This is a genomic window from Actinomadura sp. NEAU-AAG7, from assembly GCF_018603865.1.
GTDB lineage: Bacteria > Actinomycetota > Actinomycetes > Streptosporangiales > Streptosporangiaceae > Spirillospora > Spirillospora litoris.
This window is the reverse complement of sequence record NZ_JAHFZY010000003.1, coordinates 189,277-210,684: the sequence shown is the minus strand read 5'-3', so window position 1 is coordinate 210,684 and position 21,408 is coordinate 189,277. Positions and strand designations below refer to the sequence as shown.

Genomic DNA, 21,408 nt, shown 5'->3' with positions numbered 1-21,408 from the left:
CGATCCAATTTTCATTGGAGCGATCCATTGTGGATACGCAGTCGAAATTTCAGTTCTTGTCCACCGATTGAACTGCGGTTATGGTCCCAATAATTAGTATACTTTCCTAATAGAAAGGACCAGGTCCACCGTGGCCACCAGCCGCTCCCCCCTCCGGACGCTCCTCTCCGGATGTACAGCGCTCCTCCTGATGCTCGGCCTATCCCTGGCCGTGACAACCCCCGCCCATGCCGAGGGCCCCACCGCCGCCTGCCGCACCGTCCAGGAATGGGGCGGCGGAGCCCAGTACGCATGCACCATCACCAACGGCGGCGGCTCCTCCATGTCGAACTGGAAACTGGAGTTCGACCTGGGATCCAACGTGCAGATGGGTTCGTACTGGGACGCCGTGCTCACCAGTTCGGGCAGCCATCACACCTTCGCCGGACGTGACTACAACTCCACGATCGCCTCCGGAGGCTCGGCGACCTTCGGGTTCCTGGTGTCCTACAGCGGGACGCTCGCCGGGCCGCAGAACTGCCGGCTCGACGGCCGGCCCTGCGAGGGCGCGCCCACGGACGCGGCGCCGAGCGTCCCGGCCAACCTGCGCACCACCGAGGTGACCGCCGACTCGGTCTCGCTCGCGTGGGACGCCTCGACCGACGACCACGGCATCAAGAACTACGACGTGCTGAACGGCACGACCGTCGCCGCGACCGTCACCGGCACCAGCGCGAAGATCACCGGCCTCGCCGCGGGCACCCGCTACTCCTTCAGCATCCGGGCCCGCGACACCGCCGACCAGCTCTCCGCCGCCACCGACGCGGTCACCGTCACCACCACCGGCACGGGCGAGGACACCCCGCCCTCCAAGCCGGCCGACCTGCGCGTCACCAAGACGACCGGCGACTCGGTCGCGCTCGCCTGGACCGCCGCCACCGACGACCACGGCGTGACCGGGTACGACGTCCTGCAGAACGGCTCGGTCGTCCAGTCGGTGACCGGCACGACCGCCACCGTCTCCGGCCTGACCGCGGGCAGCTACAAGTTCACGGTCCGCGCCAAGGACTCCGCCGGCCAGACCTCCGCCCTCAGCAACGAGGTCACCGCCACCGTCGGCCCCGGCACCGGGGGCTGCCGCCCCGACGGCCTCTACCAGACGCCGGGCGTCACCCCGAACTACTGCGAGACCTACGACAACGACGGCCGCGAGAAGATGGGCACCGGCCACCAGCGCCGCTCCATCGGCTACTTCACCGGCTGGCGCGACGGCAAGAACAACACCCCCCGCTACCTCGCCAGCGACATCCCGTGGGACAAGATCACCCACATCAACTACGCGTTCGCGCACATCGACAACCAGAACAAGGTCTCGGTCGGCGGCAGCAACGCCGACAACCCGGCCATCGGTGAGGAGTGGCCCGGCGTCAAGGGCGCGGAGATGGACCCCGCCTACTCCTACAAGGGCCACTTCAACCTTCTCAACAAGTTCAAGAAGCAGCACCCGAACGTGAAGACGCTCGTCTCGATCGGCGGCTGGGCGGAGAGCGGCGGCTACATCGACGACAGCGGCAAGCGCATCGCGTCCGGCGGCTTCTACACGCTGACCGACAGCCAGGCGAAGATCAACACCTTCGCCGACTCGGTCGTCTCGTTCGTCCGCCAGTACGGCTTCAACGGCGCCGACATCGACTACGAGTACGCCACCTCGATGAAGTACGCCGGCCACCCCGACGACTTCACCTTCTCCAACGCGCGCCGCGACAAGCTGATGGCCGGCTACGTGGCCCTCATGAAGACGCTGCGCGAGAAGCTGGACGCGGCCAGCGCCGCCGACGGCAAGTACTACATGCTGACCGCCGCCGTCTCGGCCTCCGGCTGGATCCTGCGCGGCCACGACACCTACCAGGTCACCCCGTACCTGGACTACGCCAACATCATGACCTACGACCTGCACGGGTCGTGGAACCACTTCGTCGGCCCGAACGCCGCCCTCTACGACGACGGCAAGGACAACGAGCAGGTCGACGGCGGCGTGTACAACGCCTACGGGATGGGCTATCTGAACACGGACTGGGCCTACCACTACTTCCACGGCGCGATGCAGGCCGGACGCATCAACATCGGCCTGCCCTTCTACACCCGCGGCTGGCGCGACGTCACCGGCGGGACGAACGGGCTGTGGGGCAAGGCCGCGCTCCCCAACCAGAAGGAGTGCCCGCCGGGCACCGGCGGCACCGTCGGGTCCACGACCCCCTGCGGCAACGGCGCCATCGGCCTCGACAACCTCTGGCACGACCTGGACGACAAGGGCAAGGAGCAGGCCTCGGGCAGCAACCCGATGTGGCACGCCAAGAACCTGGAGAAGGGCATCCAGGGCAGCTACATCGGCGCCTACGGCCTCGACCCCGCCAAGGACCCCGACGACCGCCTCACCGGCACCTACACCCGCCAGTACGACAACACGATGCGCTCGCCGTGGCTGTGGAACAGCACCAAGAAGGTCTTCCTGTCCACCGAGGACGACCAGTCGGTGGCCGCCAAGGCCCAGTACGTGATCGACAAGGGCATCGGCGGCGTCATGTTCTGGGAGCTCGCCGGTGACTACGCCTGGGACCCGTCCCGCAACGAGGGCAAGGGCGAGTACTTCATCGGCAACACGCTCACGACCCTGATCGACGACAAGCTCAAGACGGCCGGGCCGTACCAGAACCTCAAGTCCGACCACGCCATGCCCACCGACCTCCTCAACGTGAAGGTCGACCTCGTCAACTTCCCCGTGGGCGACGCCAACTACCCCATCAGCCCGAAGTTCCAGATCACCAACAACTCGGGCCAGACCATCCCGGGCGGTGCCGTGCTGAAGTTCGACTACGGCACCTCGGCCCCGGCCTCGATGACCCAGCAGTCCGGCTGGACCCTCTCCGTCCAGGCGGGCCACAACGGCAACAACACCGGCGGCCTGAAGGGCGACTTCCACCGGGCCACGATGACCATCCCGAGCTACACGAGCATCCCCAACGGCAGCAGCGCCACGGTGGCCCTCAGCTACCAGCTGCCGATCGCCACACCGTCCAACTTCGTCCTCACCTTCGGAGGCAAGTCCTACGCCCTGTCCCAGGACAACCCCAGAACCGCCTCGGTAGGCGGCCTGCGCCGCTGACCCCGACCCTCTGACGCAGGGCGCATGCCACCGGGCATGCGCCCTGCTCCATTTGGGAGCCCATCGAAATCGGTCGCACTGCGCGAACCATCACAACCCGACCGGATCTACGTTGTAGGGTACGGTCGACCAGCGGTCGACCCGTCCCCGTGCCCGTATACCCGCCGAGACGTGCCGCCCGAAGAAGGTCGGCTCCCCTCGAAGGCGACGAGACGAAGTTGAGGACCCCCGGCGAATGTGTCATCGCAAACGCGCGGCTCCCCCGCACCGGACGAATTCCTCAGGCCCACCCCCGCCCTTCGGCGACCCGACGCGGTCGCACCCCGCATCGCGACGGCCCCACTCCTAACACCGCCGATATCCCAGGAGGGCGATTGCCCATGAAAGCGGCGACGCCGTGAACGCGACGGCCCCCAAGACCTTCAAGGCGACCGCCACGCGTCCGCTGCCGGGCGCCCTGATCGCCGCCGGCGTCTGCGTCGCGGCCCTGGCGACCGCGGTGGCCGTGCTCGCCGTCCAGGGCTCACCGGTCATCGTCGTGCCGGCCCTGTTCATCTCCGCGGCGACCCTGTGGCCGGCCATCTCGTTGTCCAAACAGGTGCGGGCATTTCCAAAAGTGCACGTCGATTCGGGCGGGATGACGGTATCCGCGCAGAGCCACGAATGGCGCATCCTCTGGGAGCATGCCACGCAGGTGGCGGTGGTCCCGATGCACGGCCTCTCGAACCACGGATGGCTGGTCGTCTGGCCGCGGGAGGGAATCGCCAAACCGGCCCCCCGGCCGCACTTCCCCGAATGGCGGCCCGAACTGTCGGCGATAAAGTTCTGCGACCTGGACCTCCTCGGGGCCTCCCGCCCCGAGGCGATCGAGACGATCAAGAAGGCGGCCGGGCCGCTGTGGACCGACACGCCACCGCGCGTCGAACAGCGCCCGTGACGAGACTGGATGGAGAGCGACCATGGGAGCAACCGGTTTCCCGGAATTCGACCGGGAACTGAGCAAGCTCACTGAACAACTGAACCTGGCCATGGACATCCCCGAGCGGGTGGCCGCCGTCAAGGGCGAGGGCGAGTCCGCCGACCGCTTCGTCAAGGTCGTCGTCGACTCGACGGGGAAGCTGGAGAGCCTGGAGATCAACCCCCGGGCCATGCGCGGTGACTCCCAGACGCTCACGGAGTCCATCACCGCCGCCTACACCATCGCCTACGACGCGATGCAGAAGCAGATCCAGGAGATCATCGCGCCGGCGACCGAGGGCAGCGAGATGTTCGCGAAGATCGCGGAGGACCGGGCCGCCGAGGCGGGACTGGTCGACAGCCCGGAGGAGGTGGCGCGGGCGATCAGCGCCGCCCCCGACCCGGTCAGGGAAATGATGGCCCAGCTGGACAAGCTCAAGCGACTCTTCTGACCCGCTCCCCACCCACACCCCCGGAGGCCGGCATGGCAAACCTTCATTTCGACGAGAACTCGATCTACGCGGGCGCCCAGGCGATGAACGACCTGCCCCGCGCGCACATGGCCGCGGCGAAGAAGTACGTCGACAGCGACACCGAGCTCGGCATGACCGCGCTGGGCATCGTCGGCATCCCCGCGATCTCGACCTACAACGGCATGCGCCACGAGATGCAGGGCAACATCAAGAGCGGCCTCGACACGATCCAGAAGCTCGCCGACGGGCTCGCCACCGTCGCGAAGAACTACGGCAAGGCCAACGCCGCCAGCACGATCCAGGCGGGCGCCCAGGCGATCCCCTACGCCCCGGTGAAGCCGGTGGGCAGCGACGTCGGCACCCCCGAGGGCTGGGCGATGGCCGTCCCCGGCGGCCCCATGCTCGTCATCCGCGCGCTCGCCATCTACATCGGGCTCTCCAGTTGCAGCGCGGTCGACAAGCTGTGTCTCATCTCGCTCGGCATGTGGCGGCTCTTCAAGCCCGACGACGACAACCTCAACAAGGTCGCGGAGGCCTGGGTCCAGATCGAGAAGCAGCTCGGCGCGACCAAGACCACGGTGGAGACCATCACCAAGAACCAGCTGGGGCCGACGAGGTGGAAGACCGAGGGCGCCGACAACTCCAAGGCCAGCTTCGAGAACTTCATGAGCCTCACCTTCTTCAGTGAGCTGGACGAGACGAAGAGCCGCGTCGGCACCACCCACGAGAAGCTCCGCGGCATGAAGGAGGACCTCAACCTCGTCCAGAGCGTCTTCTTCGTCTACGTCATGGCCTGCCTCGCCGCGCTCATCACCGCCTTCATCGCGTCCTTCTACCCGCCCCTCAAACCCGCGGCCGAAGCGGCGAAGAAGGCCGTCGCCACCCTCCTGTCCATCGGCACCGCCGGCGCCCTGGCCGCGATCCTCGCCCTCGCCGCCAGCAAGCTGAGCGACATCGGCTCGATGTGGTTCGGCCGCGAGCAGGCCTTCCAACCGAACCGCATCAACGAGGACGGCCTCACCACGAACTTCTCCGACGTCAACAAGATGAACTGGAACTGGACCGGCGGCCAGGTCCGCCAGCCGTAGCGGCGGAGCGATCCGGTATTCGCCGAGGCTGCGAGGGCGCGTAGGCGCGGGATGGTTTCGGCCCGTCCTTCCCCATCGGACGGGCCCGATCCAAAGCGTCCTGCGCGCCTTCAAAGGCGACCGCCGCCGAAATCCCCTGCTTGTGAAATAGTGCGGTCGGCGGTGTAATGACCGCATGGGAGATCTCTTAAGATCGAAAAGCGTATTCCTGGTTGGATTCGTCGCCGTCGCGACGGCGACGATCGAACCACCGGCGAACGCGGCCCCCTTGCCCAAATGGGCCATCGTGAACCTCGGCGTACTTCCAGGTGGCAACACCAGCCGCGCGACCGCCGTCAACGACCAAGGTGTCATCGCCGGTTACAGCAACACGGCCAAAGGCACTTATCACGCGGTCCGCTGGAACCCCACCGGAGGCATAACCGACCTCGGTCTCCTCCCCGGCGGCACCTACAGCTACGCCCACGGAATCAACAACCGCGGCGAAATCGTCGGCTACGCGAACACCGCCAACGGCACCGACCGCGCCGTGCGCTGGGCTCCGAACGGAGCCATCACCGATCTCGGCACCCTCCCAGGCCGCTCCGGCGGCTACGCCGCGGCGATCAACGACACCGGGGCCGTGGTCGGCTACACGCCGATCCAGGCCGGGGTCTTCCACGCGGTGAGATGGAAGCCGGGAGGCCCCGTTTCCGACCTCGGTACGACCTCCCCGCTGGGCTCGACCACCGCCGCCGCGATCAACAAGAGCGGCGTCGTGGCCGGGACCACCTTCGAGGGATCTCAGGGGCGCGACTACCAGGCCGTCACCTGGGCCGCGGGAAGCACCAAGCTCGTCGCGCTTCCGCCACTGCCCGGCGGCGGCCCGCACAGCAGCGCGGAGGGCGTCAGCGACAAGGGATTGATCGTCGGCTATTCGCAGTCCGACCGCAATGTTCCCAACATCTATCCCATCCACGCGGCCCTGTGGGCCCGTGGCGCCGCCACGCCCACCGACCTCGGCACGCTGACCGGCGCCGGCGGCCAAAGCCTCGCGAACGGCGTCAACGCCACGGGCACCATCGTCGGCGCCTCGACGACGAGCACGCCCGGCGACAACCAGGCGGTCCTGTGGAAACAGGACAAGACCGGTTGGCACATAGCGCCACTGCCCCAACTGCCGCTCGGCAAGCAGAGCGAGGCGACGGCGGTCAACAGCACGGACGGGGTGGTGGGCGAGGCGTCCACCGTGACCGGTCAGAAGTTCGCGGTCCGCTGGAAGCAGTGACCCCGCACCCGGCCTCGGGACGCCCTCTCCCACCTGGCCACAGCGAACCCTCTTCCGCTCCCAAGACCGACCTGGTCAGCCAGTTAGTCAGGTGGGGATGAGAAAGGCCCCGGTCCGGGTTTGTGGACGGGGCCTGACCTGCGACATGGGAGCATGTTCTTGCTCCCGCGATTGGACTCGAACCAATAACCTGCCGGTTAACAGCCGGCTGCTCTGCCGATTGAGCTACGCGGGATCGTGATGCCGGGTCGGGGCGGGGCCCCGGCGGCGGGTCTAGGTTAGCGCATGTCCGGGGCTGTTCGCGCACGCGTTTCCGGGTGGGCGGGTGGAGGGGCCGATCGTGGGTAGGGGTCGGGGCACGTTACCCGCAGGAACCTGGGAGTTGACATGAAGTACACGTTCATCGCGGGCGCCGCGGTCGGCTACGTCCTCGGGACGCGGGCCGGGCGGGAGCGGTTCGAGCAGCTCAAGCGGTGGTCGCGGCAGGTGTCGGAGAACCCGAGCGTGCAGGACGCGACGGAGCGGCTGCGGTTGAAGGGCGGCGAGGTCGCCGAGGCGGCGAAGGGCAAGGCCGGGAGCATCGCCTCGTCGGCGAAGGAGCGCGTGCCGCATCAGGGCGGGCAGGATGCCGAGGAGGCCGAGGAGCCGTCGGTCCGGCCCGGTTAGAGGCCGGTCTGGCGGCGCAGGTCCTCCAGGATCTGCTCGGCCTGGGCGCGCAGGCCCGGGTCCTCCGGGTCGAGGCCCGCCTCGAAGACGAAGGACCAGCGGACGTCGCCGCCGGTGGCGGGGCGGCGGCCGGCGATGCGGACCTTGCCGCCGCCGGGGAGCCGCGCCTGGTGGCTGACGGCGACGGTCGCGGTGACGCGTTCGCGGACGGTCTCGGGGACCGAGCCCGGGTCGGTCAGGCGGACGTGGTGCTCGGCGCCCCCCGAGGTCTCCTGGACGTGGAGCCAGCCGTCCTTCCAGGAGGCGTGGTCGACGCGCTCCCACGGGACGCGGGTGAAGCCGCCCTCGGGGGTCGGGACGTGCAGGGCCGTGGTGGTGGCCGCGACGTGGGAGCCGCCCCGGGTGGCGGCGGAGGCGAGGACGCGTTCGCCGCGTTCCAGGGTGACGCCGGCGGGCACCCGGCCTCGGAGTAGGCGCATGCCCCAACCGTAGGCGATCAGACGGCCTGGGGGGCGTGCCGGGCGCCGAGGAGGTCCAGGACGAGGGCGGCCGACCAGGAGTGGTCGTGGGAGCCGCGGCCGGTCCCGTCGAAGGGGTCGAAGAACTCGCGGAAGCCGGACTGGCGGACGAGGCGCATCGTCGACCCGTACAGCAGGTCGGCGATCACCGGCAGGCCGTGGCCGAGGGAGCCGTACCACAGCAGCCAGTTCGTGCTCACCCAGGTGGGGCCGCGCCAGTAGCCGCCGCGGTCGAAGGCGGGGGCCTGGATGTCGCAGGTGGGGACGGGGTATCCGGCGGCCCCGGCGAAGCGGGCCGACAGGAGCAGGTCGACGAGGCTGCGCACGATCGGGGACGGCAGCCCCGGGTCCAGCAGGGGGCCGAACGAGCCCGCGGTGATGACGGGCAGCAGGCGGCCGTCGCGCAGGTCGCGGCCCCGGAAGCAGCCGGTCTCGGCGTCCCAGAGCCGGTCGAGGAGGGCGTCGTGGATGCGCTGCGCGCCGTCGCGGTGGGGGGCGGGGTCGGCGCCGACGAGCGCCGCGAGTTCGGCGAGGGCGTGGGTCGAGGCGAGGTAGGTGGCGTTGACCAGGGGGTCCTCGACGGCGAACGGGTGCGCGTCGCGGAGGTAGCCGGGCCGGTATCCGGCGTCGCGCATGAGGGTGACGAGGCGGACGTAGCGGTCGTGGTCCTCGCCGGTGGGGTGGGCGCGGGGGACGCGGGCGGGCGCGTAGGCGGTGGGCGGGAGCTGGAGCGCGGCGAGGGGCCGGTCCCAGGCGGGGCTGTTGTCCTGGCCCGACTCCCAGGGGTGGCAGATCGCGATGAGGCCGCCGGAGCCGAGGTCGCGGTGGCGGGCCAGGTAGCGGTGCTGGGCGACGAGCATCGGGTAGAGGCGGGCGAGGAACGCGCGGCCGGCGTCCCCGTCGGCGGCGCACTCGTACAGGCGGAGCGCGGCGAGGGCGTGCAGCGGGGGCGGGGTGAGGCCGGAGGTGTGCACGCCCCGGGGCGCGCCCGGCTGGTCCTCGCTGCGCCACAGGTCGGGCCCGGGGAAGAACGCGCGCCGGGCGAGGGTGGGGTTGAAGACGAGGTGCGGGAGCATCCCGTCCGCCCACTGGCCCCGGAACAGCGACAGCAGCTCGGCCTCGGCGCGGGCGGGGCGGTGGCGGGCCAGGCCCATGCTCACGAAGGCGGAGTCGAGGCTCCACTGGTGCGGGTAGAGGCCGGGGGACGCGGCGGTGGCGGCACCGGTCCAGTTGGCGTCCAGCACGCGGGCCGCGGCCTGCCACAGCGCGGTCTCGTCGCCGGTGAGTCGGGGGCTCATGCGCTCAGGGTGACCTCCCCGCTCGGATCCTCACCGTGATTGTGACCGGGGAAGCGGCCCACGACGAGCCCCTGGCGCCGATTGTCCTATTTGTTGTGATTATTCCGACGCGACGAGGTCGAGGAGCCGGGCGGCGATCTCCTCGCCCGCGCGGATCCCGCGGGACGCGGTGACGGCGGCGGTCGGCGACGTCCAGCCGGTGTCGTGCAGTTCGCCGTGCGCGGGACGGACGGACGCGGCGGCCGCGGCGAGCAGTTCGGCGTCCAGCAGCGAGTCCCCGGCGGCGAGCATGCGGGACGCGCCGGTGCGGCGGGCGACCTCGGCGGCGGCGGCCGACTTGGTCAGCGACGCGGGCAGGCAGTAGACCTTGCGCCCCTGGAGGGACGTGCGCCAGCCGCGTTCGGCGCACCAGCCGGTGAGGTCCTCGACCCAGCCGGCGGGGAGCGCGGCGCGGTCGACGACCAGGTAGGCGAACAGGCCGGAGGCGGTGCGGCGCTTCAGGACGAAGTCGCCGCCCACGCGGACCAGGTGGTCCTGGACCTCGGCGAGCGGCGCGCATCCGGAGCCGACCCGGGCGCGGACCTCAGCCGACCAGGACGGGTCGTCCTGGCCGTCCACGAGCAGGTGCCCGCCGTTCGCGCAGATCGCGTAGGCGGGCGGCTTCTCCAGCAGGTGGACGCGGCCGTACTGCTCGGGCGTCCGCGTCGTCGTGGGCACGAACGCGGCGGCCCTGGCGAGCGCCTCCAGGGTCTGCGCGGCCGTCTCCGTGACGTAGGAGAGCGGGGCACCCTGGTAGAACTCGACGCAGAGCAGGCGCGGCATGGCCTCGTCGGGCCCCTCCAGGGCGAACGCGGCGGCGGAGTAGATGAGCGTGCGGTCGAGGTCCGCGCACACCAGGACGGTCACTGGACGGCTCCCTTGCCGAACTTGGGGTGGATCAGGCCCACGCACGCGTACGGGATGTCGTCCGTTTCCAGGACGGGCACACCGCGTTCCTCCGCGAGGACGCGGATATGCGTCAGATCGGCCTCGGCGCCGGGGCGGGCGAGCACCTTCCAGGGGACGCGGCGCAGCAGCACCCGGGTGGTCTCCCCCACGCCCGGCTTGATGAGGTTGAGGTCGTCCACGCCGTGGGCGGCGCCGACCCTGCGGACCGCCTCCCACCCCGACCAGTCGGGGGCGCGGTCGGATGCGCGCAGGTCCGGGAAGTCCTTCGCGACCCGCTCGGCGACGTCCGCGAAGCGCGCGCACACGGTGTCGAGGAAATGGGCGGAGACGTCGTCAGCGGCGAGGTCCGCATAGAACTTCGCCCCGTGGAAGTCACCGGGGCCGATCAGTTCGTCGTTCAGGACCGTCCGGCTGACGAGACCGGACACGGTCGAGTTCAGGCACGCCGACGGGATCAGGAAATCGTCCCTGGTCCCGTAGAGGGGCGTGCACCGCCCCGGGTCGGCCAGGACGGCGAGGTCCGGCGAGAACCGGGCGGCGACGTCCCCGCAGGGGGCGTCCTCGGACAGCGCGGCGATGAGCTGGCGGGAGATGGCGCCCTTGCCCGTCCAGCCGTCCACGAACATGACCGCGGACGGGTCGTGGTGCTCGGCCAGGTACCGCAGCGCGACGGTGTCGACGCCCCGCCCCCGGACGATGCTGACGGCGTAGTGCGGCAGGTCGAGGCCGTGGGCGAACCGCGCCCAGCGGCGGACGAGGATCCCGACCGGCGTCCCGGCGCGGGCCAGCGAGGCGAGGACGGCGTCCGGGCCGCGCTCGGCGAGGATCGTCTCGCCGACCAGGCCCGCCGCGTAGGCGAGCCGCTCCGCCGACTCCTCCAGCGTCCGCTGGAACAGCCGCCGGTACTCGGGGCCCGGCTGGTACTCCACCGGCAGCGACTCGGCGTAGTGCGCGCGGCCCGCCTGGATCGCCGCCTCGCGTTCCTCGGTGGGCGCCTCCAGGCGCGCGTGGGACAGGTCCTTGAGCAGCCACGCGACGTCCTCCGCCGGATAGCTGCCGAAGTGCGGGCCGTAGAGCGGCGTGGGGAGGTTCACGGCGTGCTCCGCTGGGAGGGGACGGTCACCAGCAGCACCGGGGCGAGCGCTCGCAGCATCTCCAGGAGGCCCTGGGCGAGGTCGCCGGTGTCGCCGACGTCGTCCACGACGAACACGATCGTGTCGAAGGACGCGTCCACGTTGTAGGCGTAGCGCTCCCGTGTGCCGTCGGCGGGGTCGTCGTGCGCGGGGAAGGCCAGCCGGGTCCTGATCGCGTAGCCCGGGTCGTCCACGGCCAGGACGGGCGACCGGCTCGTCGTCGAGTACCGGACGTCCACGCCCGGCAGCGCGTCCGCGAGCGCCTCCGCCAGCCGCAGGGGCGCGTACATCAGTTCCTCGAAGCCGAGCACGAGCACGCGGGCGGCGGCGCCGAGATGCCCCTTGAGGGCGTCGCCCATGCGCGGCAGTTCCTTCTCCAGGTGCGCGCGGTGGGTGGGAAGGAACCCGTGCCGCCCGCCGTCCGGCAGGCCGCGCGGCCAGTGCGCGGAGACGCGGGTCACGTCGAAGCGGCCCGGGGCGGCCTCCGGCAAGGCCCGGGTGGACAGTTCGGCCACGAGCGCCTGCCCCGCCTCCAGAACCCCCTCCGGCAGTTCCACACGGCCGTGGGCGAGCGCCACGGCGTCTATGCGCACGCCCAGGCGGTCGGCCAGCGCCCGCATGCGGGCGCGGTCGTCCTCGCCCCTCAGGTCGACCAGCGCGGCCAGCACGTAATGGCGGCGCGGGCGGACGGCGTGCAGCGCCTCGATCGTGTTGAGGACGGTCCGCCCCGTGGACAGCTCGTCGTCCACCAGCACGGCGGGCACGTCCCGGTCCAGCGCGGACGGGTCGCCCGGCAGCAGCAGATGGCTCGTGGCGTGGCTGTGCTCCTCCTCGAACCCGCCGTAGGTGGAGAAGCCCCCGACCGGACGGCGCGTGGAGTGCAGGTAGTAGGCGCCGCCCAGAGCGTCCGCGACGGAATGCCCCAGCGCCGTCGCCGTTTCCGCGTAGCCGAGCACGAAGGCGTCCACGGGCGCGGCGGGCGTCCGCAAGGCGTCGCGGAGCCGTGCGGCCGCGCCGTCCACGCCGCGGAGCGCGCCGGTGAGGAACGTCCCGCCGCGGGGCTCCTCCGGGCGCAGCCGCGCGCGCACGAGATCGCCCAGCAGGAGCCCCGCGCCGTAGACGAGGCGCGGGTCGGTCGGGACGTGCTTGCCCAGCACGGCCGACACCAGCAGATGCGCCCGGCGCGGGTTCCGCCGGACCGCGAGCCCGACCAGATCGGCCAGATCGGCCAGCCCCGCACCGGCCGCCGCCGCGCCGTCGGCCAGCCGTACGTCCAGGCGGGCCGCGACCCACTCCCCCGGCCAGGTCACCGGCTGCCCGCCGCGTCCAGCAGCTCGACGAACGTGACGTCCTCGGCCGCGACCCCGAACACCCGGGCGCGCAGCATCAGCCGCTCCGCCCACGCGCGGTGCGGCTTCGCCTCGTTCATCTTGTTCGCGTACGCGCTGGCCATGACGCCCCCTCCGGCGACGCCCAGGATGTCGGCGGCGTCGCTGTACTCCTCGTGCGTCACGACCGACAGCGCGTGCACGGCCGCCACATGGCTCGGATGGATCACGGTCTTGCCGGTGAGGCCGTTCGCCTTGTCCAGGTGCACCTCGCGGATCAGCCCGTCCAGGTCGGAGGTGATCAGCCGCTGCCGCAGCGGCGCGGCGTGCTGCCGGTCGAACGGCGACTGCCGCAGCTGCGGCTTGAACATCCGCTCGCCCGCCGAGAAGTACTCCCACACCGGGCCCGTCACGACGAACCCGCTGCCGTCCACGCGGCCGAGGACGTTGACGACGTCGCAGATCACGCTCGCGACCGGGCGGATGTCGTAGATCGTCAGGTCCGGCGGGCGGCGCAGCCCGTAGGCCGCCGACATGTCGGTGGCGCCGAGCCGCACCGCGAGGATCCGCTCCCGGTGCTTGGCGAGCAGCCGCGCCACGTCGTTCAGCAGCTCGGTGCGCGTCTCGCTGTACACCGCCTCCGGGCTCTCGATCACCGGCATCGCCAGCAGCCGCAGCCCGGTGCGCGCGGACGTCTCCTCCAGCGCCTCCAGGAACGCTCCACCCGTCACGCCCGTGAACTTCGGCAGGACGAACCCGGTGACCAGCGACGCGGCCTCCCCGAGCCGGGCGATCAGGTCGCCCACCTGGCCCGGCTCGCGGATCCGGATGAACAGCAGCGGCAGCTCGGTGCCGCGGCGCCGCAGCTCCCGCAGCTGCGCCACCGCGTTGGCCTCGGCCGCCGGGACCTCGTCGTCGGCGACCGAGTCCTCCAGGCACACGACCATGCTCATCACGCCCCGCCGCGCGGCCTTCTCGATGTCGCCGGCGAGGAGGGGACGCGTCGCGGGGCAGTAGAGCGTCGCGCCCAGCGCGACCGCGAGCACCTCCGGCTCGTCGTGCCGGTCGAAGCACCGCGGATGCCGGTAGAAGAGGTGCTTGCGATGCGCGGTGTCAACGTGATCGAAATGCCGCATTCACAAAGTTCCCCTCAGGATCAGACCGCTGCGCGCGGATCGTCGGCCGCCTATCGGACCCTCCCCCGGAACCCTTCAAGAATAGACGCCGAGGGCATGCATTCACCGGTGGCACCGGGCGCGGAAGCGCGGATCGACCCCACTGGAACGGCACGTGACGATACCGTCACCATCCGTCACGAATCCCCCGTGGGCCCCGAACCCCGCGCCCCCGCGTTCAGACCGGCGGTACGGCCGGTGTCACAGGTGCGGCGCCACGTCCGGGAGGAGGTGCTGGAACGTGCGGCCGTTCGCGGTCGCGCCGATCGCCGTCATCGACCAGCCCGCCCCGTCCCGCGACACCTTCGCCATGATCTGCGCGTTGTGCTCGCCCGCGCCGCTCAGGTCGTAGCGGGCGATCTCCTGCCCGGTGCTCTCGTCCACCAGGCGGCAGAACGCGTTCTCGATCTGCGAGAAGTCCTGGCCGGTGAAGGAGTTCACCGTGAACACCAGTTGGACGACGTTCGCGGGGACGCCCTGGAGGTCGACGTTGATGACCTCGTCGTCGCCCTCGCCCGCGCCGGTCAGGTTGTCGCCGGTGTGCAGGACCGAGCCGTCCTTGCTGCGGAGCTGGCGGAACCACACCTGGTCGGCGAGGTTGCCGCTGCCGTCGAACAGCAGGCAGGACGCGTCCAGGTCGATGGACTGGGCCTTGGACTTGCCGAACCGGCCCTTCTTGGCGACCGCGTCCCAGCCGAGGCCCATCCTGACCCGGGTGAGCGTGCCCCCGCCGGGCTTGTCCAGGGAGACCCTCTGCCCCTTCTGCAACGAGATCGACATCGTCGGCTCCTTCGGTGGTGATTCCTACGGATGAACGCGGGGTGAGAACATTTCGGCAAGGCCCGGCTGATCAAACCCGGCTGATCAGAGCCGGCCGGACCCCGCCGCTCAGACCTTGCCCGCGTGGAGCCGTTCGTCCTCACCGGCCTCGGCGGCCGGACCGCCGCCCGCGCCCCGGTTGCGGACCACCGACGACACGAACGCGGCGATGATCAGGCCCGCGCCGAGCCCACCGGTGATCCACTCGGGGACGTGGTGGCCGATGCTGACCAGCATGCAGACGGCCAGCGCGCCGATCGCCCAGTGCGCGCCGTGCTCCAGGTAGACGTACTCGTGCAGGGTGCCCTTGCGGACGAGGAACACCGTCAGCGACCGGATGTACATGGCGCCGATGCCGAGGCCCAGCGCGATGATGATCGGGTCGGTGCTGATCGCGAACGCGCCGATGACGCCGTCGAAGCTGAACGAGGCGTCCAGGACCTCCAGGTAGAGGAACAGGAAGAACCCCGCCTTGCCGGTGGCGAGCGCCAGCGAACTCGGCCCGGACCGCCCGGACGAGCCCCGCTCGGCGCCCTCCGCGCCGTCCTCGTCCCCGTCCTCGTCGTCCTCGTCGTCGCCCGCCTCGGAGAACAGCTCGCCCAGCCCGTTGACCAGGATGTAGGTCACCATGCCGAGCACACCCGCGATCATGACGTTGCCCGGGTCGTCGGCCGACAGCCACGCCACGAACGCCAGCGAGCCGCCCGCGACGACCACCGCGAGCTGGTCCAGCTTGCCGATCCGGGCGAGCGGCTTCTCCAGCCACGGCAGCCACTTCTCGGCCCGCTCCTCGAACACGAAGTCCAGGAAGAGCATCATCAGGAACATGCCGCCGAACGCCGCGATCATCGGGTAGGCGTCGTTCATCAGCTCGTGGTACCGGTGCGAGTCGTTGAGCGCCAGGTCGACGGCCTCGACGGGGTTCAGCTTGGCGGTGATCCCCACGATGAGCAGCGGGAACACCAGCCGCATGCCGAACACGGCGATGGCGATGCCGACGGTCAGGAAGATCTTCTGCCAGAACTCGCTCATCCGGTCGAGGACCTTGGCGTTGACCACGGCGTTGTCGAACGAGAGGGAGATCTCAAGGACGGCCAGCACGGCCACCAGCGCGAGACCTGTGGCGTTGCCGTACAGCAGGGCGATCAGCAGGCCCACGACCGTGACGACGAAGGACCACCCGAAGGTGCGAAGAATCATGCGCGTATTTCTGCTAGGGAGGACGGCCCGCGACGGGCCGGCCGGCGTGCGGGGAAGGCCGGCCCTCAGCCGACGTTGACGCCGAAGTCCATCGCGATGCCGGCGAGACCCGAGGCATACCCCTGGCCGACGGCTCTGAACTTCCATTCGCCGCTGTGGCGGTAGAGCTCGCCGAACACCATGGCCGTCTCGGTGGAGGCGTCCTCGGTGAGGTCGAAGCGGGCGAGCTCGTTGCCGTCGGCGCGGTTGACGATGCGGATGAACGCGTTGCGGACCTGGCCGAAGTTCTGCTGCCGGTTGTCGGCGTCGTAGATCGACACCGGGAACACGACCCGCTCGCACTCGGCCGGGACACCGGTGAGGTCGACGTTGATCGACTCGTCGTCGCCCTCCCCCTCACCGGTCAGGTTGTCGCCGGTGTGCTCGACCGACCCGTCCGGGCTCTTCAGGTTGTTGAAGAACACGAAGTGCTGGTCGGACATGACCTTGCCGGACGCGTCGAGCATCAGCGCCGAGGCGTCGAGGTCGAAGTCGGCGCCCGTGGTGGCGCGCACGTCCCAGCCGAGGCCGACGGACACGGCGCTCAGGTTCGGGGCGGCCTTCGTCAGCGAGACGTTGCCGCCCTTGGCGAGTGAGACTCCCATTCGGGCCACTCCCTTCCCGTGGTGGGGTCCGGTGAGGACGATCGGATCGTGTGTTCGGTGATGGACGGGTGATGGACGGGTGCTGGACGGATGCTGGGCGGATGCGAAGGGCGTCCGGGACGGCCCGCCCGGACGCGGGCCCGGCCGGACGCGGGGTCAGAGGTTGACGCCGAAGTCGGTGGCGATCCCGGCCAGGCCCGAGGCGTAGCCCTGGCCGACGGCGCGGAACTTCCACTCCGCGCCCGACCGGTACAGCTCGCCGAAGACCATCGCGGTCTCCATCGAGGCGTCCTCGGACAGGTCGTAGCGCGCCATCTCCGCCCCGTCGCTCTGGTTCAGGACGCGGATGTAGGCGTTGCGGACCTGCCCGAAGTTCTGGCCGCGGGTGTCGGCGTCGTAGATCGACACCGCGAACGCGACCCGCTCGGCGGTGGCGGGCAGCGCGCCGAAGTTCACCTTGAGCTGCTCGTCGTCGCCCTCGCCCTCGCCGGTGGTGTTGTCGCCGGTGTGCTCGACGCCGCCGTCCGGGGTGCGCAGGTTGTTGAAGAACACGAAGTGCTGGTCGGTGAGGATCTTCCCGGCGGCGTCCAGCACCAGGGCGGAGGCGTCCAGGTCGAAGTCGGTGCCGGTCGTGGTCCGCAGGTCCCAGCCGAGGCCGACGGTCACCGCGCTCAGCCCCGGTGCCTGCTTGGTGAGCGAGACATTGCCGCCCTTGCTGAGACTGACGCCCACTGTGTTCCTCCAAGATCGCATGCCGTATCGGACGCCCCGGGCGTCACGCTATATCGACGTAGCAGTGATGCTATCCGTTCCCTACGTTGCGAAGGCATTACCTCAGGGGGGCTCGTCACACGGCCGGGGCCGGGGTACGCGAAAGCGCTCCGACTGCGCCAGACTGGGCACGAGGCGAAGGAGGGGGGCGGTCTTGCGGGGACCGGGCGACCAGCGGCGGCGTGGCCGGGGCGCGCAGGCGGCGGCCGCCGCGATCGAGGCGCGCGAGGCGGCCGCCGCCGCCTTCTACGACATGGACCAGGCGCAGAAGTACCTCGACGGCCGGGTCACCGTCTTCGAGGACCTCGACGCGGCCGCGGCGGCCCCGGCGCGGCGGGAGTTCACCGCGCTCGCCGAGTCCGCCGACGCCGCCTCGGTGGCCTACATCTCCGTCCTGGACGCCCACGACCTCGACGACCAGGAGCGGACGGCCGCCGAGTACGACGCCGCCCGGCGCGCGTTCGTCGCGTCCACCGAGCGGTTGCAGCAGGTCGCGCGCGACCTGAACGGGTTCGCCGAGCGCCTCGCGCCGGGGATGGCGCGCCTGGAGGCCGCGCTCGACCGGCTTCCGCCCCGCCTGGCCGCCGCCCGCGACGCCGTCGCCGCCGCCGAGGCCGCCGTGGCCGCCGCCAGGGAGGCCGGGATGGACGCCTCCGACCCCGAGGCGGAGCTGGCCCGCGCGAAGCAGGGCCTGGCCCGGCTCGGCGCGCAGGGGCTCGGCGGGCTCGGCCTCGACGGCGCGCTGCGCGCGGCCGAGGAGACCCGCGCGATCGCCGAGGCCGCCCGGGAGGCCGCCGCGGAGCTGCCGCGGATGGCCGGGAAGGTCCGCAACTCGCTCGCGTCCGTGCGGACCAGGGTGGACGTCGTCGCGGGCCGCATGGAGCCCGTCAGGCGGGCGATGAAGACGCTGCTGCGCGGCTACTCGCAGGCGTGCTGGCAGGACCTGCGCGGCGCGCCCGAGGCCATCGAGTCGGGGGTCACGCGGGCCCGCGAGCGGCTGAACGAGGCGTCCGCGCACGTCTCCCGCGCCGAGTGGAAGCAGGCGCAGCAGGCGCTCACCGCCGCGCGCACCGAGCTGAACGCCGCCGACCGCCGCGCCGGGCAGGTCACGGGCCGCGTCGCCGAGCTGGAGGCCGTCGCCGCCGACCCCGCGGCGCCGGTGGAGTCGGTGCGGTTCGCCGTCCGCGACGCGCAGCGCCTCGCCATGGCGCAGCCCGGCGGCGCCGCGCCGCGGCACGCCCGCGTCCTCGACTCGCTCGTCGAACGGCTGGAGCGGGCCCCCGGGACGCTCACCGGAGCCCACCCCGACTACTGGGCCTACCTGCGGGAGCTGGACGCCATCAAGACCGCCGCCGGTGACGTCGTCACCCGCATCCGCGCGGAACGAGCGGGTTCCTAGGGGCTATCCGAACAGGGTCTCGCCCCAGTAGCCGCCTTCCTTGACGCCCGGGGGGCAGGCGAAGACGCCGGAGCCCACGTGCTGGACGTACTCGTTCATCGCGTCCGCGGCCAGGGACTGCTGCACGCGGATGAACCCCGTGCGCGGGTCGCGCTGGAAGGCGATGAAGAACAGGCCCGCCTCCAGGCGTCCCAGGCCGTCGGAGCCGTCGGTGAAGGAGTAGCCGCGCCGCAGGATGCGCGTCCCGCCGTTGGAGTCGGGGTGGGCGAGGCGGACGTGCGCGTCGGGCTTCATCCGCGACAGGACGATCGCGTCGCGCTCCTTGCGCGCGCCCGCCGGGGCCCCCTCGCCCTTGCTGCGGCCGAAGACGTCCTCCTGCTCGCGCAGGGACGTGCGGTCCCATGTCTCGATGTGCATGCGGATGCGGCGCGCGACGAGGTAGGAGCCGCCCGCCATCCAGTCGGAGCCGTCGCCTCCGGACGCCCAGACGTGCTTGCCGAGCAGGGCGTCGTCGGTCCCGGCGATGTTCTCGGTGCCGTCCTTGAAGCCGAACAGGTTGCGCGGGGTCTGCGCGTCCGGCGTCGTCGAGGACGTCTTGCCGAACCCGAGCTGCGACCAGCGGACCGCGACGACCCCGAACCCGATGCGCGCCAGGTTCCGGATCGCGTGCACCGCGACCTGCGGGTCGTCCGCGCACGCCTGCACGGCGATGTCGCCGCCGCTGCGCGCGGGGTCGAGGTTGTCGCCGGGGAAGTGCGGCAGGTCGACGAGCGCGGGCGGGCGCCGCGCGCCGATCCCGAACCGGTCCTTGCCGTCCTTGGCGAACAGGGAGGGGCCGAAGCCGATCGTCAGCGTGAGCCGGGACGGCGGCAGCCCCTCGGCCTCGCCGGTGTCGTCGGGCGGCGCCACCGCGGGCCCGCCGGTCGCACCCTGCCCGACCGGGCGGCCCGCCGTCATCGCGGCGGCGGCCGCCGTCCAGTCCTTCAGCATCCGGACGAGCTTCGCGCGGTCGCCGGTGGTCACGTCGAACGCCGCGAAGTGCAGCCGGTCCTGGACGGGGGTGGCGATGCCCGCCTGGTGGGCGCCGTGGAAGGGGACGGCGCCGCCGGCCGCCGGGTCGTCGTCCTCCTCGGCGACCGCGACCCGGTCGAGCCCGGCCCCGGCGGCGGCGCCGACGAGCAGGCTCGCGCCGCCGAACCCGAGCATCCGCCGCCGCGACATCCGCGACACCGCGGACCCGTCCGCGGGTTCGGTCACGGGCATCGCCGCGTCCTGCCCCTCGGGACGGTCCCCGGGACCGGCGCCGGTCATTTCGCCACCGCCCCCGCGAGCTTGGAGAGCGGCTCGCCGAGCGCGTTCACGGCGTCGGCGAGCTTCTTGCGGTCGTCCTTGCCGACCTTGTCGTAGGAGACGTAGCCGTCGCCCTTCTCATACTTCTCCAACAGCGCCTCGACCGCGCCGAAGTTGTCGTCGAGGTCCTTGGCGAGCTGCGCGTCCTTCTCCTGGACGACCGGCTTGAGCAGCTCGTACACCTTCCGCGCGCCGTCCACGTTGGCCTTGAAGTCGACGAGGTCGGTGTGGCTGAAGGTCTCCTCCTCACCGGTGACCTTGCCGGTCGCGACCTCGTCCAGCAGCTCCTTGGCGCCGGCGGCCATGTCGTTGACCGGGTCGAGGGTCAGGCCGGGCAGCCGCCCCTTCAGGACGGCGAGGTCGGCCAGCAGCCGGTCGCCGTACTCCTCCTTGCCCTTGACCGAGCCGTCCTTCCAGAGCGCCTTCTCCAGCAGGTGCCAGCCGGACCAGTCCTTCTTCTCCGCCGGGCTGAGGTCGGCCTCGCGCGCGTCGACCTTCGGGTCGATGTCGCCGAACTTCTCCGCGACGGGCTCGATCGCCTCCCAGCCGACCCGGGACGGCGCGTACAGCTCCTTGGCCTTGTCCACGTCGTTCTTCTTCACCGCGTCCACGAACAGCCGCGTCTTGGCGATCGTGTCGTCGACCTGGGCGATGACGTAGGCCTTGTAGTCGGCGGCGGCCTTGGTGAGCCGCTGGTCGCCGGTCCCGTTCGCCTGGCCGCTGACCGTGATGTCCTGCGAGGGGCCCTTGCCGGTCTGCCCCGCGCTGCACAGCAGCTTGTAGGTGCCCGCCGGGAGGCTCACGACGAAGTCGACCTTGGTGCCGGGGCCGATGTTCTCGCGCTCGGCGAGGATCTTGCCGTCGGGCTTGAGCACCTCGAACTCGTTGACCTTCGACCCCTTGTTGGAGACCTTGAAGGTCGTCTTGCCCGCCGGGAGGTCCTTCTTCGCCACCTCGCAGGAGTCGTCGGTGGCGGTGACGGCGATGGAGTCGGTCGCCTCGGCCTCGCCGTCGTCACCGCCGCACGCCGAAAGGAGGGACATCGACACGGCGGCGACACCGGCGATGGCGAGCGCGGAGGCGCGGCGCGCCGGGACGCGACGTACCGGGGCACTACGCACGGGGACAGGACGCATGGGGGGCTCCAGGGCGGGCAAATTGGTTAGGCTCGCCTAAATTAGCCAAAGCTAACCTCAGTCCGTCAAGTCGCCCCCGCGACAGTGAGTCATCCC

At 71.1% G+C, this 21,408-nt stretch carries 19 protein-coding genes and 1 tRNA gene; 7 read left to right on the top strand and 13 right to left on the bottom strand.

Annotation, left to right across the window (positions count from 1 at the left end; all coding sequences use genetic code 11):
* The first annotated feature begins 211 nt into the window (after positions 1 to 211).
* From KLI87_RS15555 to KLI87_RS15535, 5 genes are all read left to right on the top strand, one after another.
* Entirely contained in the window at positions 212 to 3,142 is a 2,931-nt protein-coding gene (locus KLI87_RS15555; RefSeq protein WP_308166021.1) for a glycosyl hydrolase family 18 protein, read from the top strand.
* Between the two features lie 397 nt (positions 3,143 to 3,539).
* Positions 3,540 to 4,079 (top strand): hypothetical protein, encoded by a 540-nt coding sequence (locus KLI87_RS15550; protein ID WP_214617657.1) that lies wholly within the window; start codon positions 3,540 to 3,542, stop codon positions 4,077 to 4,079.
* Positions 4,080 to 4,101: 22 nt separating this feature from the next.
* Positions 4,102 to 4,551 (top strand): YbaB/EbfC family nucleoid-associated protein, encoded by a 450-nt coding sequence (locus KLI87_RS15545; protein WP_156219344.1) that lies wholly within the window; start codon positions 4,102 to 4,104, stop codon positions 4,549 to 4,551.
* A 32-nt stretch (positions 4,552 to 4,583) separates the two neighbouring features.
* Entirely contained in the window at positions 4,584 to 5,660 is a 1,077-nt protein-coding gene (locus KLI87_RS15540; protein ID WP_214617656.1) for a hypothetical protein, read from the top strand.
* A 175-nt stretch (positions 5,661 to 5,835) separates the two neighbouring features.
* Positions 5,836 to 6,927 carry a hypothetical protein gene (locus tag KLI87_RS15535; RefSeq protein WP_214617655.1) on the top strand — a complete coding sequence of 364 codons (1,092 nt, stop codon included), beginning with the start codon at positions 5,836 to 5,838 and terminating at the stop codon, positions 6,925 to 6,927.
* Positions 6,928 to 7,089: 162 nt separating this feature from the next.
* On the opposite strand, the gene KLI87_RS15530 is transcribed toward KLI87_RS15535, so the two are convergent.
* Positions 7,090 to 7,162 (bottom strand) — tRNA-Asn (locus tag KLI87_RS15530).
* Positions 7,163 to 7,314: 152 nt separating this feature from the next.
* Between KLI87_RS15530 and KLI87_RS15525 the strand changes: the two genes are divergently transcribed.
* The gene (locus KLI87_RS15525) at positions 7,315 to 7,593 is read left to right on the top strand and encodes a YtxH domain-containing protein (protein WP_214617654.1); all 279 of its coding nucleotides are present in this window, start codon (positions 7,315 to 7,317) and stop codon (positions 7,591 to 7,593) included.
* On the opposite strand, the gene KLI87_RS15520 is transcribed toward KLI87_RS15525, so the two are convergent.
* The 10 genes from KLI87_RS15520 to KLI87_RS15475 all read right to left on the bottom strand — a co-directional run bounded on the left by KLI87_RS15520 (position 7,590) and on the right by KLI87_RS15475 (position 17,388).
* On the bottom strand, positions 7,590 to 8,072 hold the full coding sequence (locus KLI87_RS15520; protein WP_214617653.1) for a hypothetical protein: 483 nt from the start codon (positions 8,070 to 8,072) through the stop codon (positions 7,590 to 7,592). The genes KLI87_RS15525 and KLI87_RS15520 overlap by 4 nt on opposite strands.
* Before the next feature lie 17 nt (positions 8,073 to 8,089).
* A complete protein-coding gene (locus tag KLI87_RS15515) occupies positions 8,090 to 9,409 on the bottom strand; it encodes a hypothetical protein (RefSeq protein ID WP_214617652.1) in 1,320 nt (439 codons plus the stop codon).
* 99 nt (positions 9,410 to 9,508) lie between these two features.
* On the bottom strand, positions 9,509 to 10,315 hold the full coding sequence (locus KLI87_RS15510) for an HAD family hydrolase (RefSeq protein WP_214617651.1): 807 nt from the start codon (positions 10,313 to 10,315) through the stop codon (positions 9,509 to 9,511).
* A complete protein-coding gene (locus tag KLI87_RS41525) occupies positions 10,312 to 11,451 on the bottom strand; it encodes a cysteine protease StiP family protein (RefSeq protein ID WP_173390888.1) in 1,140 nt (379 codons plus the stop codon). Before KLI87_RS41525 ends, KLI87_RS15510 begins: the two co-directional genes overlap by 4 nt.
* The gene (locus KLI87_RS15500) at positions 11,448 to 12,800 is read right to left on the bottom strand and encodes a phosphoribosyltransferase family protein (protein ID WP_214617650.1); all 1,353 of its coding nucleotides are present in this window, start codon (positions 12,798 to 12,800) and stop codon (positions 11,448 to 11,450) included. The genes KLI87_RS41525 and KLI87_RS15500 overlap by 4 nt, the downstream gene beginning before the upstream one ends.
* A complete protein-coding gene (locus KLI87_RS15495) occupies positions 12,797 to 13,954 on the bottom strand; it encodes an HpcH/HpaI aldolase/citrate lyase family protein (RefSeq protein ID WP_156219336.1) in 1,158 nt (385 codons plus the stop codon). Before KLI87_RS15495 ends, KLI87_RS15500 begins: the two co-directional genes overlap by 4 nt.
* A gap of 240 nt (positions 13,955 to 14,194) precedes the next feature.
* The gene (locus tag KLI87_RS15490) at positions 14,195 to 14,773 is read right to left on the bottom strand and encodes a TerD family protein (RefSeq protein ID WP_156219335.1); all 579 of its coding nucleotides are present in this window, start codon (positions 14,771 to 14,773) and stop codon (positions 14,195 to 14,197) included.
* Between the two features lie 108 nt (positions 14,774 to 14,881).
* Positions 14,882 to 16,012 (bottom strand): DUF475 domain-containing protein, encoded by a 1,131-nt coding sequence (locus KLI87_RS15485; RefSeq protein WP_214617649.1) that lies wholly within the window; start codon positions 16,010 to 16,012, stop codon positions 14,882 to 14,884.
* Between the two features lie 65 nt (positions 16,013 to 16,077).
* Entirely contained in the window at positions 16,078 to 16,656 is a 579-nt protein-coding gene (locus KLI87_RS15480) for a TerD family protein (protein ID WP_156219333.1), read from the bottom strand.
* Positions 16,657 to 16,812: 156 nt separating this feature from the next.
* The gene (locus tag KLI87_RS15475; RefSeq protein WP_214617648.1) at positions 16,813 to 17,388 is read right to left on the bottom strand and encodes a TerD family protein; all 576 of its coding nucleotides are present in this window, start codon (positions 17,386 to 17,388) and stop codon (positions 16,813 to 16,815) included.
* A gap of 193 nt (positions 17,389 to 17,581) precedes the next feature.
* On the opposite strand from KLI87_RS15475, the gene KLI87_RS15470 reads away from it, so the two are divergent.
* Positions 17,582 to 18,826 carry a molecular chaperone DnaJ gene (locus KLI87_RS15470; protein ID WP_156219331.1) on the top strand — a complete coding sequence of 415 codons (1,245 nt, stop codon included), beginning with the start codon at positions 17,582 to 17,584 and terminating at the stop codon, positions 18,824 to 18,826.
* A gap of 3 nt (positions 18,827 to 18,829) precedes the next feature.
* On the opposite strand, the gene efeB is transcribed toward KLI87_RS15470, so the two are convergent.
* Both efeB and efeO read right to left on the bottom strand, forming a co-directional pair.
* Positions 18,830 to 20,137, bottom strand: coding sequence for an iron uptake transporter deferrochelatase/peroxidase subunit (gene efeB, locus KLI87_RS15465; RefSeq protein WP_250903907.1), 1,308 nt, complete (start codon positions 20,135 to 20,137; stop codon positions 18,830 to 18,832).
* Positions 20,134 to 21,297: an iron uptake system protein EfeO gene (gene efeO, locus KLI87_RS15460; protein WP_214617647.1), complete on the bottom strand. Its 1,164-nt coding sequence runs from the start codon at positions 21,295 to 21,297 to the stop codon at positions 20,134 to 20,136. Before efeO ends, efeB begins: the two co-directional genes overlap by 4 nt.
* Between the last annotated feature and the right edge of the window lie 111 nt (positions 21,298 to 21,408).

What these genes read in the sequence shown, in the direction of transcription:
- KLI87_RS15490 (WP_156219335.1), bottom strand. Translation starts at nt 14,773, where the DNA reads ATGTCGATCTCGTTGCAGAAGGGGCAGAGGGTCTCCCTGGACAAGCCC.
- efeB (WP_250903907.1), bottom strand. Translation starts at nt 20,137, where the DNA reads ATGACCGGCGCCGGTCCCGGGGACCGTCCCGAGGGGCAGGACGCGGCG.
- KLI87_RS15520 (WP_214617653.1), bottom strand. Translation starts at nt 8,072, where the DNA reads ATGCGCCTACTCCGAGGCCGGGTGCCCGCCGGCGTCACCCTGGAACGC.
- KLI87_RS15515 (WP_214617652.1), bottom strand. Translation starts at nt 9,409, where the DNA reads ATGAGCCCCCGACTCACCGGCGACGAGACCGCGCTGTGGCAGGCCGCG.
- KLI87_RS15540 (WP_214617656.1), top strand. Translation starts at nt 4,584, where the DNA reads ATGGCAAACCTTCATTTCGACGAGAACTCGATCTACGCGGGCGCCCAG.
- KLI87_RS15535 (WP_214617655.1), top strand. Translation starts at nt 5,836, where the DNA reads ATGGGAGATCTCTTAAGATCGAAAAGCGTATTCCTGGTTGGATTCGTC.
- KLI87_RS15485 (WP_214617649.1), bottom strand. Translation starts at nt 16,012, where the DNA reads ATGATTCTTCGCACCTTCGGGTGGTCCTTCGTCGTCACGGTCGTGGGC.
- KLI87_RS15495 (WP_156219336.1), bottom strand. Translation starts at nt 13,954, where the DNA reads ATGCGGCATTTCGATCACGTTGACACCGCGCATCGCAAGCACCTCTTC.
- KLI87_RS15525 (WP_214617654.1), top strand. Translation starts at nt 7,315, where the DNA reads ATGAAGTACACGTTCATCGCGGGCGCCGCGGTCGGCTACGTCCTCGGG.
- KLI87_RS15545 (WP_156219344.1), top strand. Translation starts at nt 4,102, where the DNA reads ATGGGAGCAACCGGTTTCCCGGAATTCGACCGGGAACTGAGCAAGCTC.
- KLI87_RS15480 (WP_156219333.1), bottom strand. Translation starts at nt 16,656, where the DNA reads ATGGGAGTCTCACTCGCCAAGGGCGGCAACGTCTCGCTGACGAAGGCC.